The 15,414-nt window shown below is 65.8% G+C and carries 16 protein-coding genes; 4 read left to right on the forward strand and 12 right to left on the reverse strand.

The genetic code is table 11. The annotated features are described in order from the left end of the window. Positions 1–2: 2 nt before the first annotated feature. From ABGN05_RS04615 to ABGN05_RS04630, 4 genes are all read right to left on the reverse strand, one after another. Positions 3–779: a class I SAM-dependent methyltransferase gene (locus tag ABGN05_RS04615; protein WP_367952801.1), complete on the reverse strand. Its 777-nt coding sequence runs from the start codon at positions 777–779 to the stop codon at positions 3–5. Positions 780–885: 106 nt separating this feature from the next. After that, the gene (locus ABGN05_RS04620; RefSeq protein ID WP_367952802.1) at positions 886–1,869 is read right to left on the reverse strand and encodes a glycosyltransferase family 2 protein; all 984 of its coding nucleotides are present in this window, start codon (positions 1,867–1,869) and stop codon (positions 886–888) included. Positions 1,870–2,188: 319 nt separating this feature from the next. Then, positions 2,189–2,617, reverse strand: a complete 429-nt coding sequence (locus tag ABGN05_RS04625; protein WP_367953152.1) for a L,D-transpeptidase — start codon at positions 2,615–2,617, stop codon at positions 2,189–2,191. A 135-nt stretch (positions 2,618–2,752) separates the two neighbouring features. After that, positions 2,753–4,030 carry an acetylornithine deacetylase/succinyl-diaminopimelate desuccinylase family protein gene (locus tag ABGN05_RS04630; protein WP_367952803.1) on the reverse strand — a complete coding sequence of 426 codons (1,278 nt, stop codon included), beginning with the start codon at positions 4,028–4,030 and terminating at the stop codon, positions 2,753–2,755. 192 nt (positions 4,031–4,222) lie between these two features. Here ABGN05_RS04630 and ABGN05_RS04635 point away from each other — a divergent pair, with 192 nt between their 5' ends. Then, a complete protein-coding gene (locus tag ABGN05_RS04635) occupies positions 4,223–4,642 on the forward strand; it encodes a L,D-transpeptidase (protein ID WP_367952804.1) in 420 nt (139 codons plus the stop codon). A gap of 63 nt (positions 4,643–4,705) precedes the next feature. Here ABGN05_RS04635 and ABGN05_RS04640 read toward each other — a convergent pair whose 3' ends face one another. The 5 genes from ABGN05_RS04640 to ABGN05_RS04660 all read right to left on the reverse strand — a co-directional run bounded on the left by ABGN05_RS04640 (position 4,706) and on the right by ABGN05_RS04660 (position 9,580). Then, positions 4,706–5,698 carry a lipid A biosynthesis lauroyl acyltransferase gene (locus ABGN05_RS04640; protein ID WP_367952805.1) on the reverse strand — a complete coding sequence of 331 codons (993 nt, stop codon included), beginning with the start codon at positions 5,696–5,698 and terminating at the stop codon, positions 4,706–4,708. Continuing rightward, the gene (locus ABGN05_RS04645; RefSeq protein WP_367952806.1) at positions 5,698–6,726 is read right to left on the reverse strand and encodes a zinc-binding dehydrogenase; all 1,029 of its coding nucleotides are present in this window, start codon (positions 6,724–6,726) and stop codon (positions 5,698–5,700) included. Before ABGN05_RS04645 ends, ABGN05_RS04640 begins: the two co-directional genes overlap by 1 nt. A 34-nt stretch (positions 6,727–6,760) precedes the next feature. Beyond that, on the reverse strand, positions 6,761–8,029 hold the full coding sequence (locus ABGN05_RS04650) for a beta-ketoacyl-ACP synthase (protein WP_367952807.1): 1,269 nt from the start codon (positions 8,027–8,029) through the stop codon (positions 6,761–6,763). A gap of 17 nt (positions 8,030–8,046) precedes the next feature. After that, positions 8,047–9,228: a beta-ketoacyl-ACP synthase gene (locus ABGN05_RS04655; protein WP_367952808.1), complete on the reverse strand. Its 1,182-nt coding sequence runs from the start codon at positions 9,226–9,228 to the stop codon at positions 8,047–8,049. Positions 9,229–9,298: 70 nt separating this feature from the next. After that, positions 9,299–9,580 carry an acyl carrier protein gene (locus tag ABGN05_RS04660; RefSeq protein WP_367952809.1) on the reverse strand — a complete coding sequence of 94 codons (282 nt, stop codon included), beginning with the start codon at positions 9,578–9,580 and terminating at the stop codon, positions 9,299–9,301. Positions 9,581–9,776: 196 nt separating this feature from the next. Here ABGN05_RS04660 and ABGN05_RS04665 point away from each other — a divergent pair, with 196 nt between their 5' ends. Continuing rightward, positions 9,777–10,673, forward strand: coding sequence for a PfkB family carbohydrate kinase (locus ABGN05_RS04665; protein ID WP_367952810.1), 897 nt, complete (start codon positions 9,777–9,779; stop codon positions 10,671–10,673). A gap of 5 nt (positions 10,674–10,678) precedes the next feature. On the opposite strand, the gene ABGN05_RS04670 is transcribed toward ABGN05_RS04665, so the two are convergent. Together ABGN05_RS04670 and ABGN05_RS04675 are read right to left on the reverse strand one after the other, a co-directional pair. After that, a complete protein-coding gene (locus tag ABGN05_RS04670) occupies positions 10,679–11,233 on the reverse strand; it encodes a histidine phosphatase family protein (protein WP_367952811.1) in 555 nt (184 codons plus the stop codon). A 102-nt stretch (positions 11,234–11,335) separates the two neighbouring features. Further along, positions 11,336–11,890: a histidine phosphatase family protein gene (locus ABGN05_RS04675; protein WP_367952812.1), complete on the reverse strand. Its 555-nt coding sequence runs from the start codon at positions 11,888–11,890 to the stop codon at positions 11,336–11,338. Between the two features lie 55 nt (positions 11,891–11,945). Here ABGN05_RS04675 and ABGN05_RS04680 point away from each other — a divergent pair, with 55 nt between their 5' ends. Continuing rightward, a complete protein-coding gene (locus ABGN05_RS04680; RefSeq protein WP_367952813.1) occupies positions 11,946–13,358 on the forward strand; it encodes an L-fucose/L-arabinose isomerase family protein in 1,413 nt (470 codons plus the stop codon). 10 nt (positions 13,359–13,368) lie between these two features. Continuing rightward, positions 13,369–14,451 carry a Gfo/Idh/MocA family protein gene (locus ABGN05_RS04685; protein WP_367952814.1) on the forward strand — a complete coding sequence of 361 codons (1,083 nt, stop codon included), beginning with the start codon at positions 13,369–13,371 and terminating at the stop codon, positions 14,449–14,451. A 36-nt stretch (positions 14,452–14,487) separates the two neighbouring features. On the opposite strand, the gene ABGN05_RS04690 is transcribed toward ABGN05_RS04685, so the two are convergent. Then, the gene (locus ABGN05_RS04690; RefSeq protein ID WP_367952815.1) at positions 14,488–15,408 is read right to left on the reverse strand and encodes a pseudouridine-5'-phosphate glycosidase; all 921 of its coding nucleotides are present in this window, start codon (positions 15,406–15,408) and stop codon (positions 14,488–14,490) included. Positions 15,409–15,414 lie beyond the last annotated feature (6 nt).

Raw genomic sequence — 15,414 nt, forward strand, 5'->3', positions numbered from 1 at the left:
AACTACTTGACCGCGATCAGTGCGAAATGCTGGCGTAAGGGCGGAAGAGCCATACAGATCCCATCGGCAATGCGTCCGGTCAAGCCGGGCCGCAGGTGATAGTAGCTACCGCGACGAATGCGATGGCTCGTCTTGAATCCGATTTTTTCGATCAGATCTTCGACCTCGCGCGGGGCGTATTCGCGCACGTGCCCCATATGCCCGATTTCGGTCAGTTTCGAATATTCCTTGTAGATGTTGGGACCCGGGGTTCCCTTGGTCAGCAGGATCGCGAGCCGATTCAAGCTGAGCCCATTCGGCGTGGAGAGCATAAGGCGCCCGCCAGGGCGCAGGACACGAAATATCTCCCGCATCGTTCCGACCGGATTGATCCTCAAGTGCTCGAAGACCTCGTTCAGCAGCACGACATCGACAGTTTCGTCCGCATAGGGAAAGGCATCGTTGTCGATATCGCAGCGACGCACCGTCAATCCGGTCTGCTTGATCGGCTCGGCAAAGCGGTCAGGCTCGACGTCCAGTCCTTCGACATCGTATCCCTTCTGCTTGAGAGCGAGGGTAAGGAGATAGGGGGCAGCGCCCGCGTCTACGATCAGGCCTTGAGGCTTTACGACTGTTTCCACCCAGTGAAGGTCATGCGCAATCCTCGTGCTCTGCTTCTTCACGTAGTGATCATACCAGGCAGCGACCTTGGATATCGAGGGACTCAGCTCCGTAGCGGCGGACTGAATCGCATCGACCGCATAGGCCGGGGGTTCATACCGCTCATTCGTCCGCATCATTCTCGATCTCTCCTAAGCAAGGGACGCTTTCCACATACGTCTCAACCGATGGCTTGTCCGCCGAACAAATCGATGAATTCCACACGCCTGACCAGGTATGTCCCCGTTATTCCGCCGCCGGCTTCTTCTCGGTCTGCGGGTTGTGGTAGTGCGAGCCAGCGCTGATGTGGTGCAAGTTCATACGGACACCCTCGATGAGCTTGCGATTGGCCGCCAGCAGATCGGCGACGAAGGCGATCAGGAAAGTCTGGAAACCCATCAGCAGCAGGACGCTGGTCAGGATCAGCGACTGGATGTGGCCGCCGCCTTGGCCCATCACGTAGTAGCCGAGAAAGCGCAGGCCGAGGATCATGCCCGCCGCAAAGAGCACCAGCCCGATGGACGCGAAGAACCTGAAGGGACGATAGATGATGAAGATGCGGATGATCGTGACGATCGAGCGCCTGATGTAGGAAGGGATGCTCTTTACCAGCCTCGACGGGCGCAGGTCGCCATTGACGCGCACCGGAACGGACGTCACCGGCATGTTCTTCTGCCCGGCCTGGATGATGGTCTCCAGCGTGTAGGTGTAGTCGTTGAACACCATCACGTTGCGCGCTGCCATCCGCGAAAGCGCGCGGAAGCCGCTCGGCGCGTCGGGAATGTTGGTCCTGCTCGCCACGCGGACAACCCAGCTTCCGAGTTTCTGCAGCGCCTTCTTGACCGGCGAGAAGTGTTCGATCGTGGCGATGGGGCGCGATCCGACCACCATCTCGGCCTTCCCCTCGAGGATCGGCGCGACCAGGGCGGGGATGTCGCCGGCATTGTACTGGTTGTCGGCATCGGTGTTGACAATCACGTCGGCCCCGGCCGCCAGGCATGCGTCGAGACCCGTCATGAAGGCTTTCGCAAGGCCTTGATTGCCGGTGTGGCGCACGACGTGATCGACGCCGTTCGCCCGCGCGACGGCCACGGTCTCGTCCACGCTGCCATCGTCGATGACGAGCCACTCGACCTTGTCGAATCCCGGCACCTGGCGGGGGAGTTCCGCCAGCGCGATGGCGAGAGTGCCCGCCTCATTGTAGCAGGGAATCTGTATGATCAGTTTCATAGACAGGGACTCTCCAATCCGGTCGGTCGGACCCGTAGCGTGCGACTCTTGCAGATGCAAGTATCGGACCAGCCACGGAATGCCCCGTCCAAGAAACGCCTCACGCCCGATTTCGGCGGTGCCGTATCATGATTGATCTAGTCTGACCACTTCGAAATCGGATGATCCCCGCGGCGGTTGCGCACGTGCCTCGTCTTGGCATTGACGCCGGAATCGGACGCGGTTGCCCATCCCGTGGGCATTGCCTCGCGCCTTGCGCTCCGTGCCGCGCGGCGACGTCGACCGTCGCGAGAGAGCCGGGAACGCCTCCGCCCGGCCGTCAGCGCTGCACGACGATCCTGACGTTCGACAGGCCCTCGCGCTGGGCCATCCGGTACAGGATGGCGGCGTTGTCGGGATGCAGCCTGATGCAGCCCGATGAGGCGGGCCGGCCGAGGCTCTTGATGCTGTAGGTTCCGTGCACCGCGTAGTTGCCGCTGTAGAAGATCGAATACGGCATCGGCGCATTGTTGTAGCGGCTGGAGCGGTGATGGCGCGAAAGCCACTTCGCCTTCCAGCTTCCCACCGGCGTGACCTTGCCCCGTCGGGCGGTGGAAACCTTCCAGCGGTACTTCACGAGCCCGCGATACGAGACGGTCATAGTCTGGGAGGAGAGATCGACGCGCGCCACGACACTGGCGGCGGAAGCGGCGAGCGGCTGGACGAGCAGCATGCTTGCCGCAAGCAGAGCCGAATACAACAGACGCATCATACGAGAACCCCTCAAGCCCGGTACAGTATACATACTATCTTCGAACACGGGAGCAGTTTCGTTCAAGTTACCGCCGGATCAACTTTCCGTGGGTGGGCTCATATGGTTAAGGGAAATCTGTACGGGCGGTTCTCAGCGCGCGCCGCCCCGCAGAAGGACATCGAGACTCATGGCCATGACCTTCGCCGATTCCACCATGTCGGTGATCCCCACCCATTCGTCCGGCGTGTGCGCGAGGTCGAGGATGCCCGGTCCGTAGGCGACGCAGTCGTGCAGATGCCCGATGCGGGCGATGTGCTTCTGGTCGTAGGTTCCGGGCGACACGACGTAGTCGGGCTCCTTTCCAAACACCTCGCGAATGCCCGCGGCGACGGCGGCCGCGACCGGCGCGTCGCGTTCGGTCATGAGCGGCAGGACCTCCATGAGATCTCGCACGGCATAGTCGAAGCGCGGCCGGTCGGTCTTCAGCCGCTCCAGGATCGACAGCACCTCGCCCTTCACGGTCTGGATGTCTTCTTCGAGGAGGAAGCGCCGGTCGATCACGATGCGGCAGGAATCCGGCACGTTCGGCGCGGGCAAACCGGGAAAATAGTCTTCCGTCTGGCCGCCGTGGATGGAGTTGATGTTCATGGTGGACCGCCGCGCGCCTTCCGGCACGACCGGCGTGCGCGTCTGCTTCCGGTCCAGCGCGGGGAACAACTCGTCCTCGAAGGCGGAAAGCACCGCGCCCATGTGGCGGACGGCGGAATCGCCGAGGAAGGGCATCGATCCGTGTGCGATGGTGCCCCTGGTTTCGATCTCGGCCCACCAGACGCCGCGGTGGCCCAGGCAGATGCGGTCCTTGTTCAGCGGCTCGGGGATGATGACGTGGTCGACCCGTGGCTTCGAGAACAGGCCGAGCCTCGCCAGATAGGCAACGCCGCCGAAACCGCCGGACTCTTCATCCACGGTTCCCGAGACTTCGATGGCACCGGGGAAGTCCGGGCAGACTTCCAGGAACGCCTCGACGGCAATAATCGAAGCGGCGAGGCCGCCCTTCATGTCGCAGGCGCCGCGGCCGAAGACCTTGCCGTCCCGTACGGTGCCTGCGAAGGGGTCGAGCGTCCAGGCCGCGCCGGCCTCCACCACGTCGATGTGAGAGTTGAAGTGGACGGTGTGGCCGGGCGATCGGCCCTCCCGCCGGGCGACGACGTTGGTGCGGGGGTAGCGGTCGGAATCGCCCGGCGTGCCTTCGCCGCGGATGAACCGCGTCTGGAAGCCCGACTGGCGCATGCGCTCGCCGACGTACTCCGCGCAGGGCGTGTAGGCGTCGCCGGGCGGGTTGACCGTCGGGAAGCGGATGAGATCGCTGGTGAGGGCGACGAGATCCTCGGTACGGGCCTCGATCGCGCGGAAGAGCTGTTCGTTCATGGCTGAGAATTGAACAGCCGGAACAGCGGTTTGCAAGCGCGGATCAGGGATATTGCATGAGCCACGAGTCGGGCCTTGCGGTGGTAACGCATTGCGACAGAGTTGTTAAATTGTTCACTTACGGTTCAGCTCGGAGCCCTTACGTTGCGGCATCTGCAACTTAGCTTGGGGTTCAGGCTGATGAAAAAATCAATGATCACCATCGTCGCGGCGGGAGCGATGCTGCTGGGTGCCGCATCCGCCGGCTTCGCGGCAACCCTGGTCGCCAGCATCGACGTGTCCGAACAGACGATGACGGTGAAGAAGCACGGCGCCGTCCTCTACAAGTGGCGTGTGTCCACGGCCCGCCAGGGATATATCACGCCGCGCGGTCAATACAGCCCGACCCGCATGCACAAGATGTGGTACTCGCGGAAATACGACATGTCGCCGATGCCGTATTCGATCTTCTTCCGCGGCGGTTATGCGATTCACGGCACCAACTACGTTAAGTCGCTCGGCCGCCCCGCCTCGCACGGATGCGTCCGCCTCGACACGGCCAATGCCGCCAAGCTCTACGCCTTGGTCAAGGAGGTCGGTGCGGGCAACACGCGGATCGTCGTCAGCAACTAGGCGGTGGGGAGGGCTGGCCGTCCGCCGCAAGGCGGATGGCCGCCCGTTCGCCGGGTTGTCGGGTCACTCCACTGACGTCGGGCTTGGCCTCGTTCCCGGCCGGCGCTTTCCGCCCGTCAGCTTCCAGCGCTTGTGGAACCACATCCACTGGCCGGGATGTTCGCGAACCCAACCCTCGACGGTGTCGTTGAGAAGCTGCGTCGTCGCGGCGATGTCCACGGTGCCGGTCGGCGTGCGCGGTAGATCGAGCTTTTCCCGCAGTTCCAGACGAAAGCGGTTTCCCGGCAGCCTGATGCAGCGCGCCGGATGGACGGGACAGTCGAACTGCCTGGCGAGTTTCGCCAGAAGGGGGCTCGTTTCGCACGGGCGGCCGAAGAAGGTTCCGGGAATGCCGTGCCTGAACTTCTGATCGACGAGAACGCCGACGTTGCCATTCGTCTCGAGCACGCGCGCGAGCTGGAACGCCGAGCCGCGTCCCGACGCGACGAGCTCTCCCATGCTCTCGGTCCGCTTCTCCAGAAGTTCGGCGGCGAGGAACGGGTTGTTCGGTGCCCTGAACAGCGCGGTCACCTTCAGTCCGTAGGCGGCCGCGACGATGGGCAGGAGCTCGAAGTTTCCCACATGGCCCGTGAACAGGATGTGCGGGCCCTTGGCGTCGCGCAACCGGAGGAAGAATTCCTCGCCCTCGATCTCCACGTTCGAGGGAAGCTTGGCGCCCGGCTCGCGGCGCATCAGCTGGTCGGTGAACACGTATTCTCCCGCCAGCCGCGCCATATTGCCCCACATGTCTCGCGCGATCGCTTCGAGTTCGGCTTCCGGCTTCTCGGGATAGGCCGCGCGCAGGTTGGACATGGCGGTGCGGTGGCGACCCATCAGCGGCCCGAGGCGCCGCGCCGCATTGTCGAGGAAATCCAGCGCCTTGTCCGCCGGCAGAAGGCGAACGGTCTTCAGCAGCCCGAGCGACAGCTGCGCGATCGTCCAGTAGTTCGCTATCTTCAGGCCGCGCGAGGCGCGGGCGGCCAGCGGCCTGAACATGGTGCCGCGCTTCGCCGCCATCAGGAGACGCGCAGGACGATCTTGCCGAAGACCGCGCGGCTTTCCATCCGCTCCAGTGCCGCGCCGATCCCGTCGAAGCCGATCTCGGTGTCGATGACGGGGGCGACCAGTCCCGCCGCCATCTTCTGCATGGCGTCGGCCATGTTTTCCATGCGGCAGCCGAAGGAACCCAGGATCTTCAATTGCTGTTGGAAGAGCTGCATGAGGTTCATGCTGGTTGAGACCCCCGAGGTCGAGCCGCAGGTCACCAGCCGCCCGCCGCGCTTCAGGCACAGCATCGAGCCCGCCCAGGTGTCGGCGCCGACATGCTCGAAGACGACGTCGACGCCCTTCTTCTTCGTCAACTTGCGCACCACGCCCTCGAAGCGGTCCGTGCGATAGTTGATGACGTGGTCGGCGCCCAGGGCCTTGGCCTTCTCGATCTTGTCGTCCGAGCCGACCGTCGTGATGACGGTGCATCCCATCTTCCTGGCAAGTTGGATCGCCGCCGTGCCGATGCCGGACCCGCCGGCGTGGACCAGGATGGTCTCGCCCGGCTCAAGCTTCGCATTGTCGAACAGCATGTGCTCGACGGTGCCGAAAGTGACCGGCGCCAGAGCCGCGCCGACGTCGTCCACGCCCGGAGGGGCGGGCACGAGAAGGCGAGCCGGCAGGTTAATGTGCTCCTGCGCGAAGCCGTCCAGGTGAAACCCATGCACGCCCGCGACGTGTTCGCAAAGATTGTCGCGGCCCTCACGGCAGGGACGGCACAGGCCGCAGGTGCGCGCGCCGTAAATCGCGACGAGCTGTCCCGGAAGCAGGCCGGTCACGCCCGGGCCGACCGAGTCCACCACGCCCGAGGCCTCGGCCCCGATCACCAGCGGCATCTTGCGCTTGGCGAAGGCCATGCCGCGCCAGCCCCAGACGTCGATGTGGTTGAGCGCGACGACCCGGATGGCAACGGTCACCTCGCCGAGGCCGGGCGGCGGCGGCGGGTCCAGTTCGACGGTCTCGAGCCTGCGGTCCTCGACGAGTTGCAATGCGCGCATGGGCTTGGGACGTCCCGATGGAAAGGGGGTCCGCTTAGACCGGTTCGCGGGTCATGACAAGGCAAGTGTTCTGCCCGCCGAAACCGAAGGAATTGGAGAGCACACTCGCCACCGGCCGTTCGCGCTTGACGTTGGGAACGACGTCGAGCTCGATCGCCGGATCGGGATTGTCGTAGTTGATGGTCGGCGGGATGACGCCCTCCTGCATCGTCAGCAGCGAGAACGCCGCCTCGATCGCACCGGCTGCCGAGAGCGTGTGGCCGATCATCGACTTGTTCGACGAGATCGGAATCGACCGCATGCGCTCGCCGAAGACGGTCGACAGCGACAGGTGCTCCATCTTGTCGTTTTCGGGCGTCGAGGTACCGTGGGCGTTGACGTAGTCGATCTCGCCCACATCCATGCCGGCGTCCGAAAGGGCGGCGCGAACGGCGGCGATCGCGGGAGATCCGTCCGGCTTGGAGCGGGTGCGGTGGAAGTCGTCGGCCTTTTCGCCGCAGCCGCGCAGCACGCCGAGAATCTTCGCGCCGCGCGCCTGCGCCGCCTCCAGCGATTCGAGAACGAGCGCGGCAGACCCTTCGGCCAATACGAAGCCGTCCCTGTCCTTCGAGAAAGGCCTGGATGCCTTGCCGGGCGGATCGTTCTGGGTCGACAGGGCCGATAGCAGCGCGAAGCGGATCAGCGCTTCGGCCGAGGCGGATCCGTCGGCGCCGATCGCCAACGCACGGTCGCATTCGCCGCGCCGGATCGCCTCCACGCCGAGCTGGATCGCGGTCGCGCCCGATGCGCAGGCGGTGGAAAGCGTGATCGGCAGGCCGCGCGTGCCTAAGGTATCGGCGAGCCGGTCGGCGATCGCGCCGAACTGCGTGTCGTCTTCGAATTCCATGCCCGACACCGCCTGGGCGGCGGCCAGCAGCCTGTCGTAGCCTGATCCTTCCTTGCCGCGCCGGTAGAGGTCGAAACGCTCTTCCCACCCGAGTTCGACGGGGGGAGCGGCAAGGAAGAGGGGGCCGCCGAAGTCGGGCCCGATGCCCGCCTCACCGATCGCCTCGCGGGCGGCGATTTCCGCGAGTTCATGAGTGAGGGCGCCAGCACCCTTCGGACTGGAAGCCAGGAAGTCGACGGTGCCGGCGATGCGGGTGTTCAGATGATCGACCGGGAAGCGCCGGATGGGATGGATGCCGGAACGGCCCGCAGTCAGGGCGGCCCAGTTGTCTTCCTTGCCGATCCCGAGCGACGTCACGACGCCGATGCCGGTGACCACCACGACCGGGCGTCCGAAACTGTCCGTCATATCCGTCATGGCCTTTGCATCCCCATTCAGGCAGGCGCGAGCAGCGCGGCGCCCTCGAAGCGGCGCGTGCCGATCGTGGTCGCCAGCATCCTTCCGGTCGTGCGCGAGGGTTTTTCGGAAGCCGGATCGAACGGAGGAAACGCGGCCCCCTTGTGGATCGCAAGGGCGGCGAGCGCGATCGCGAACGGAAACTGTGCTTCCTTCATGTGGCCGGTGAGCGACGTGAAGCCGCGAACCGGAATGTCTGGCCTGGCTTCGAATGCGGCCTTTTCGGCCCGCGTCGGCCCATAGGCGCCGGACGCTCCCGAAACCGCGGCAGCCGGTTCATCGCCAGCGACGGCGTCGACCATCCGACCGATGGATTGCGCGAAATCGACGCGGTCCCGCCTCAGCCGGTCGGAGACGAGCTTCCCGATCGTCGCATAGGCCGTGCGGCCGCGTTTGGCGGCGTGCTCGCGCGATTCGATTACGAGGAATGCCGCGCCAGATCCGGTGATGACCCCGCCGCCCTGGCCCGCGTCGCGCTCCCAGACGGACGACCACGGTCCATGGTGCAGCGTGCCGGCGAGTTCGTAGCCGAGGAGGTGGTCTGGGTGTTCGGTGTTGAAGGCGCCGCCCACCAGGACGTGGCTCGACTGCCCGGACCTTATCCTGGCCACGGCCGTCTCGACCGCGGCGATCCCTGCGCCTTCCTCACCCATGAAGGTGCGCGAGGAACCGGTGACCTTGTGGACGATCGATATGTTGCCCGCCAGCAGGTTCGAAAGCTGCGCCAGGAAGAGCGTGGGGCGCAGTTCCGTCGTCAGCTTCTCGTTCAAAAGCACGCCGCGATCGTTCCGCGTCAGCGATGCCTCGAGAATGGCCGCGTCCACGGCCTGGTCGCGCTCGCCACCGCCGGCGGCGACGATCATGTCCATTGTGGCCGAGAGGGCCTCGTCACCCTTGAGGCCCGCATCGTCGAGTGCCAGGCCCGCCGTATAGGTGCCGAGCCGCTGCCAGGCCTCCATCTGGCGCAGGTCTCCGCGCTTGGAGATCTGGGTGCTCCAGTCGATTTCGGGCAGCGGATGGACGGTGTAGGGTTTGAAACGTTCGCTGTCGAGGCGCGGCGCGGGAGAGGCGCTCGTCAGCTCGCGCCAGTGCGCGTCGGTGCCTTCACCCAGGGAGGAAAGGATGCCGATGCCGGTGACGAGGGCGTCGTGTTTATTCATGGGCCGATCATGTGACGGCGCGACGAAGCCGCGTCAAGACCGACCGGGAGGAACCTCCCGTATCGGGCGTTCAGCGAACCTTGGCAGCGACCAGTTCGTCGATCTTGGAACACAGGTTCCTCATGACGAAGTATTCCTCGGTGGAAGCCTTGCCGTCGTTGACTTCCTGCGTCCACTTCTCAAGCGGGATCTTGATCCCGAACTCCTTGTCGATGGCGAAGACGATATCGAGGAAGTCGAGGCTGTCGATGCCGAGATCGTCGATCGTGTGGCTTTCGGGCGTGATGGTGTCGCGCTCGATCTCGCTGGTTTCGGCAATAATGTCGGCAACCTTGTCGAAGGTGTTGGTCACGGCGGTTCAACCTTGGAAAAGCGTGGGAAAGCGATCTGCGCGGTTCCTAATCGGTTTTGGCGAGATGTCAAACCGGGCGGGCGGTTTTCCATTGGAAGTCCGACGCGGCTCGAGTCTTGTAACTTATACAAGACTCGTTATCCTGCCGCGATGAGCCGCAACCGTTGCGGCGGGAACAGCCACCGGTTCGGCGACCATGTCCAGAATCCTGACCGTCGGGGTCGCCGTGATCGATATCGTGATGTCCGTCGACGAACTTCCCCGCCAGCCCGAAAAGTATCGCGCCCGCGACGCCGCCATCATCGGCGGGGGCTGCGCGGCGAACGCGGCGGTAGCGGTGGCGAGGCTCGGCGGCGAGGCGCTGCTGGCGGCGCGCATCGGCCGCGATCCCATCGGCGGGATGATCGTCTCGGGGCTCGAGGCCGAAGGCGTCGATTGCGCGCTCGTGCGCCGGCTCGAAGGGGGACGCTCTTCCTTCTCCTCGATCTATGTCGATGCCAATGGCGAGCGGCAGATCGTCAATTTCCGCGACATGGCGCTGAGTTTCGATGCGTCCTGGCTGGAACCGGCGATTCCCGATGCGCTCGACGCGATCCTTGCCGACACGCGCTGGCCGCAGGGCGCCGCGGTCGCCATGACCGCCGCCCGGGCGCGCGGCATCCCCGGCATCCTCGACGCCGAGGCGCCGGTGCGAGAGGCGGCGGAGGCGCTGCAGAAGGCGTCCCACATCGCATTCTCCGCGCAGGGACTGAGGGATTTCGCGGGAACCGAAGATCTCGCCGCCGCGCTCCGGTCGGCGCATGAGGAGACGGGCGCCTGGGTCTGCTGCACCAACGGTTCGGAAGGCGTCGACTTCTTCGAGGCCGGCGAGCCTGCACACGTACCGGCTTTCGCCGTCGACGTCGTCGACACGCTGGGGGCAGGGGACGTCTGGCACGGCGCTATTGCGCTCGCGGTGGGCGAAGGGCAGCCTGAACGGGACGCTATCCGCTTCGCCAATGCCGTCGCCGCCCTGAAATGCACCCGGTTTGGCGGCCGCGCCGGCACACCCGACAGGGCAGAGACGGAAGCCTTCATGAGGAGGGCGGGGTGATTGGCTCAGTTGAAGATGATGCGGCCAAGCACACGCAGTTCGTCGTCGTTCGGCCGTATGATCAGGGCCTCGCCCTCGCGTGCCGGCTGGCCGGTGAGGGCCATGATGTTTTCGAGATCGGTCACGAGCACGATGTTGTCCCAGCCCTTGTAGCTGCGAATCAGTTCCATCGTCGCCGCGCGGGCCTCGGCCGCCGCCTGCGCATCGGCGGGAAGCGGGTCGAGGGGAGGGAATTCCTCCACCTCCTCGTACTGGAACGCAAGCCTCGCGGTCTGGACCGCGCGGCAGAGGCGGCTCGAATAGACCTGTTCGATCGGAGCGCCGCGTGCTGCGAACAGGGCGCCCATCTTGCGCGCCTGGAGTTTGCCGCGCTCGGAGAGATTGCGTTGCGTGGAACAGTCCTCGATGTCGAAACCGGGCGGATCGCTTGTGCCCAACGCATAGGCATGGCGCAGCAGCACCACATGCCCTCCCTCGCGAAGAAGCGCCCATCCGGCTTCCGTCGCAAAAGCCGGAAACGTGAAGATCACGAGGGTGAGAGCGAGGAGAATTCGATGCATGCGGGTTCCTGTCCGAGACACTGGATATAGGCAATCCGCATGGCAAGCAAAATGATAGGCAGGGACGCGGGGCGCCAGGCCGGGACCGGACGGCCTCCGGGATCAGTCGAACGCCACGCGGTCGATCACCTGAAAACCCCGGGCGGAAGGCTCCAGCACCACGGCCTCGCCTTCCCGCGGAACGATGTCGGTGAGGGCGGTGACGTTCACCTGATGAGTAACCATCACCAGCGTACCGGGTCCGCCGAAGGCGGCGATACGTTCGCGGACGGCCTCGGTCTGGCTATCCCGGCGGCTGCGGTCGCCGAAAAAGGAATCGAGCGGCGCGAAGGGGATGACCGCGTCGTCGCCGAAAGCCAGCCGGGCGGTATCGAGGGCGCGGCACCAGCGGCTGGAAAGGACCTCGCTCACCTCGATGCCGTTTGTCCGCAGCCGGTCTCCGAGTGCGGCCGCCTGCCGCCGCCCCTCCTCGGAGAGGTTGCGCTGGGTGGAACAGTCGTCGATCACGAAGTTGTCCGGATCGCCGGTGCCCGGCGCCCGGGCGTGCCTGATCAGCAGGACATTGCCGCCTTCCTCGAGCGCCGCGATGACGTCTTCCTGTGCCAGGGAGGCGAAGGAGACGATGGTCATCGCAAGCGCGAGCAAGATACGAAGCATGGCTGGACGCCCTCCTTTTACGGAACTCTGGCCAGTGTCCAGATAGAGGCGTTTCATGTCAGGTAAAGCCAGCGTCGCCGAACGCCGCATCGGCATCCTCCCGCTCGCGCGCGCCACCTTCGACGTAGCTTTCGCCGAGCAGAAGCTCGCGGCGATGCTGGCCGCGCTCGACGCGGCCGGCCTGCAGGTGACAGGAACCCGGCATCTGCTCTTCGACGCCGATGCCACTCGCATTGCCATCGAGGGCCTGCGCGGGCAGGAGATCACCGACCTCCTCGTGCTGCAGGTGACCTTCACCGACGCGGCCATGGTGGTGGAGGCCGCGAACGCCTTCGACGTGCCGCTCGCCCTCTGGTCGGTCCCGGAACCGCGTCTCGGCGGGCGGCTGCGCCTCAACGCCTTCTGCGGCCTCAATCTCGCCGCCCATGCGCTCGGTCTCGCCGGGCGCGAATTCGGCTACCTTCACGCCGCGCCGGATGCCGCGGGAACGGAGGCGGCGCTGGTTGAACTCCTTTCTGGAAGGCGCGTGTCGCGCGACGTCGAGCCACGGTCCGCCACCAGCGACGATCCGCGCGGCGTCGCGGCCGCCGAGGCGATCCGCGGCGCGCGCATCGCCCGCGTCGGACACTATCCGGACGGGTTCCCGACCTGCGCCTACGATGCCGGCCGGATCGGCGAACTGGCGGGCGTGCGGGTCGACGAACTCGACCTGGGCGAACTCTTTGCCCGCGCCGGATCGGTCGACGCGGCGCAACTGGCTGATGTGCGCGGGGCCGCAGAAAATGTTCTCACCGGCCTCGACGCGGTCGACCAGCAACAGCTCGAACGGTCGCTGCGGCTGAAGCCGGCCATCGAGGCGCTGCGGCGGGAAGGCAACTACGATGCCTTCGCCATCCGCTGCTGGCCCGAGACCTTCACCGAGTACGGCGGTGCGGTCTGCGGACCCGTCTCGATGATGGGCGAGGCGCGGGTACCCTGCGCGTGCGAGGCCGACGTATACGGCGCCCTGTCAGCGCTGCTCCTCCAGAAGGTCGCCGACGCGCCGGCCTTCCTGACCGATCTCGTGGACATAGACCCGCGCGACGATACGGGCGTCGTGTGGCATTGCGGTCAGGCGCCGGTGTCGATGGCCGATCCGGAGGCGCCGCCGCAAGCCACGATCCACACCAACCGCCGGTTGCCGCTGCTCTTCGAATTCCCGCTGAAGCCCGGCCGCGTCACCTTCTTCCGCATCAGCCAGGCGCGCGGACGCACGGTTGCGGTGATCGGCGGCGGCGAGATGCTGAAGCGGCCGATGGCGTTCACCGGAACGTCGGGCGTGGTGCGCTTCGACACTCCGGCAAGGGACCTGCTCGACCGCATCATGGGCGCGGCGCTCGAGCACCATCTGGCGCTCGCATACGGAGACCATCGCGATGCTCTTGGAGCGGCAGCAAAGTGCTTCGGCATACCCGTCCTCGATCTCTGACGCGAAGCCCATGACGATCCGCTACGGCATCATTGGTTCAGGCATGATGGGGCGCGAACACATGCGCAACATCGGCCTGCTGGACGGTGCCGAGATCACGGCGATCGCCGATCCTTTTTACCAGAGCCGCGAACTGGCGGCGGGACCGGGGCACGAGCGCTGCGCCGTCTTCCCCAGCCACCGCGAACTCCTGGCCGCCGATTGCTGCGACGTGCTGGTGATCGCCAGCCCGAACGACACGCACGCGGCGATCCTGCGCGACGTCCTCCCATCGAACAAGCCGATCCTGGTCGAAAAGCCGCTCTGCGCCACGGTGGAGGACTGCCGCGAGGTGCTGCGGCTGGCCGAGCGGCGGGCCGCGCCCGTGTGGGTCGCCATGGAGTACCGCTACATGCCGCCAATCGAGCGCCTACGCCACGAACTCGCGGCCGGAACCGCCGGGCGGCTGCGCATGGTTTCGATCCGCGAACACCGCTACCCGTTCCTGCACAAGGTCGACGACTGGAACCGCTTTTCGGCCCGCACCGGCGGCACGCTGGTCGAAAAATGCTGCCATTTCTTCGACCTGATGCGCCTCCTGGCCGAAGCCGAGGCCGTGCGGGTCTATGCGTCGGGTGCCATGGACGTGAACTTTCTCGACGAGCGCTACGACGGCCGCAGGCCGGACGTCATCGACAACGCCTTCGTGATCGTCGACTTCGAAAACGGCGTACGCGCCATGCTCGATCTGTGCATGTTCGCCGAGGGCTCCTACTGGCAGGAGCAGATCGCGGCCACCGGCGACAGGGCGCGCATCGAGGCCTTCGTGCCGGGGCCTGCCCGGTTTTCCCCAGACGGGCGCGAACGCGCCTCAGAGATCGTGATCTCGCCGCGCGAGACCAAGCGCCCCGTGCGCGAGGAGATCCAGGTGGAGGAGCGTATCCTGGCGGCCGGCGACCATCACGGCTCGACTTTCTTCCAGCACCGGAAGTTCCTCCACCTCGTGCGCCATGGCGGCCGGCCGGAAGTCTCGCTCGACGACGGACTGAAGGCGGTCATGATCGGCGCCGCGGCGGAGGAAAGCGCCCGCACCGGCCAGGCGGTGGAGTTGTAGCCGGAGGCCCTCGGACGGAGCCCGTTCCGGGCCGGATCAGGTCAGCGCGGCGGCGATGCGGGCGGCGAGCCGCGCGTTGTTCTCGACGAGCGCGATGTTGGTGACGAGGCTGCGGCCGGCCGTCAGTTCCAGGATTCGGCCGAGCAGATAAGGCGTGACCTCCTTGCCTGAGACGCCCTTCGCCGCCGCATCGGCCTGCGCCGTTGCGATGAAGCCCGCCATCTCCGCTTCCGGAATTTCAACATCGGCCGCCACGGGATTGGCGATCAGCATGCCGCCGCCGATCCCCAGGTCGCGCCGCGCCGACTGGAAGCGGGCGATGGCCTGCGGGCTGTCGAGGCGCAAAGGCGCACGAAATCTCGAACGGCTCGACCAGAATGCCGGCATCACGTCCGTACCGTAGCCGACGACAGGAACGCCTTTCGTCTCAAGCACTTCCAGCGTCTTTTCGATGTCGAGGATGGCCTTGGCGCCGGCCGAAACCACAATGACGGGCGTGCGGGCGAGTTCGTCGAGATCGGCCGAAACGTCGAAGCTGGTCTCCGCGCCCTTGTGGACGCCGCCGATGCCGCCGGTGGCGAACACCTCGATGCCGGAGAGCGCCGCCGCGATCATCGTGGCGGCGACGGTCGTGCCGCCGGTGCGCCGCTCCGCGATCGCATAGGCGAGATCCGCCCGCGACAGCTTCAGCGCGCCGGCTTCCTTCGCCAGCGCCTCGCGTTCTCCGTCGGACAGGCCGATCTTCAGACGGCCCTCGATGACCGCGATCGTCGCCGGCACGGCGCCTTCCTCGCGGACGATCTCTTCCACGCGCGCGGCCATGGCGGCGTTCTGCGGATAGGGCATGCCGTGGGTGATGATAGTGCTTTCCAGCGCCACGACGGGCCTGCGGTCGCGTAGCGCCGCCACGACGGGTTCGAAGATGTCCAGGTGGGGTCGTGCCGATTCCGGTGTCATGCGCGT

The organism is Aquibium pacificum, assembly GCF_040839445.1.
Classification (GTDB): Bacteria; Pseudomonadota; Alphaproteobacteria; order Rhizobiales; family Rhizobiaceae; genus Aquibium; species Aquibium pacificus.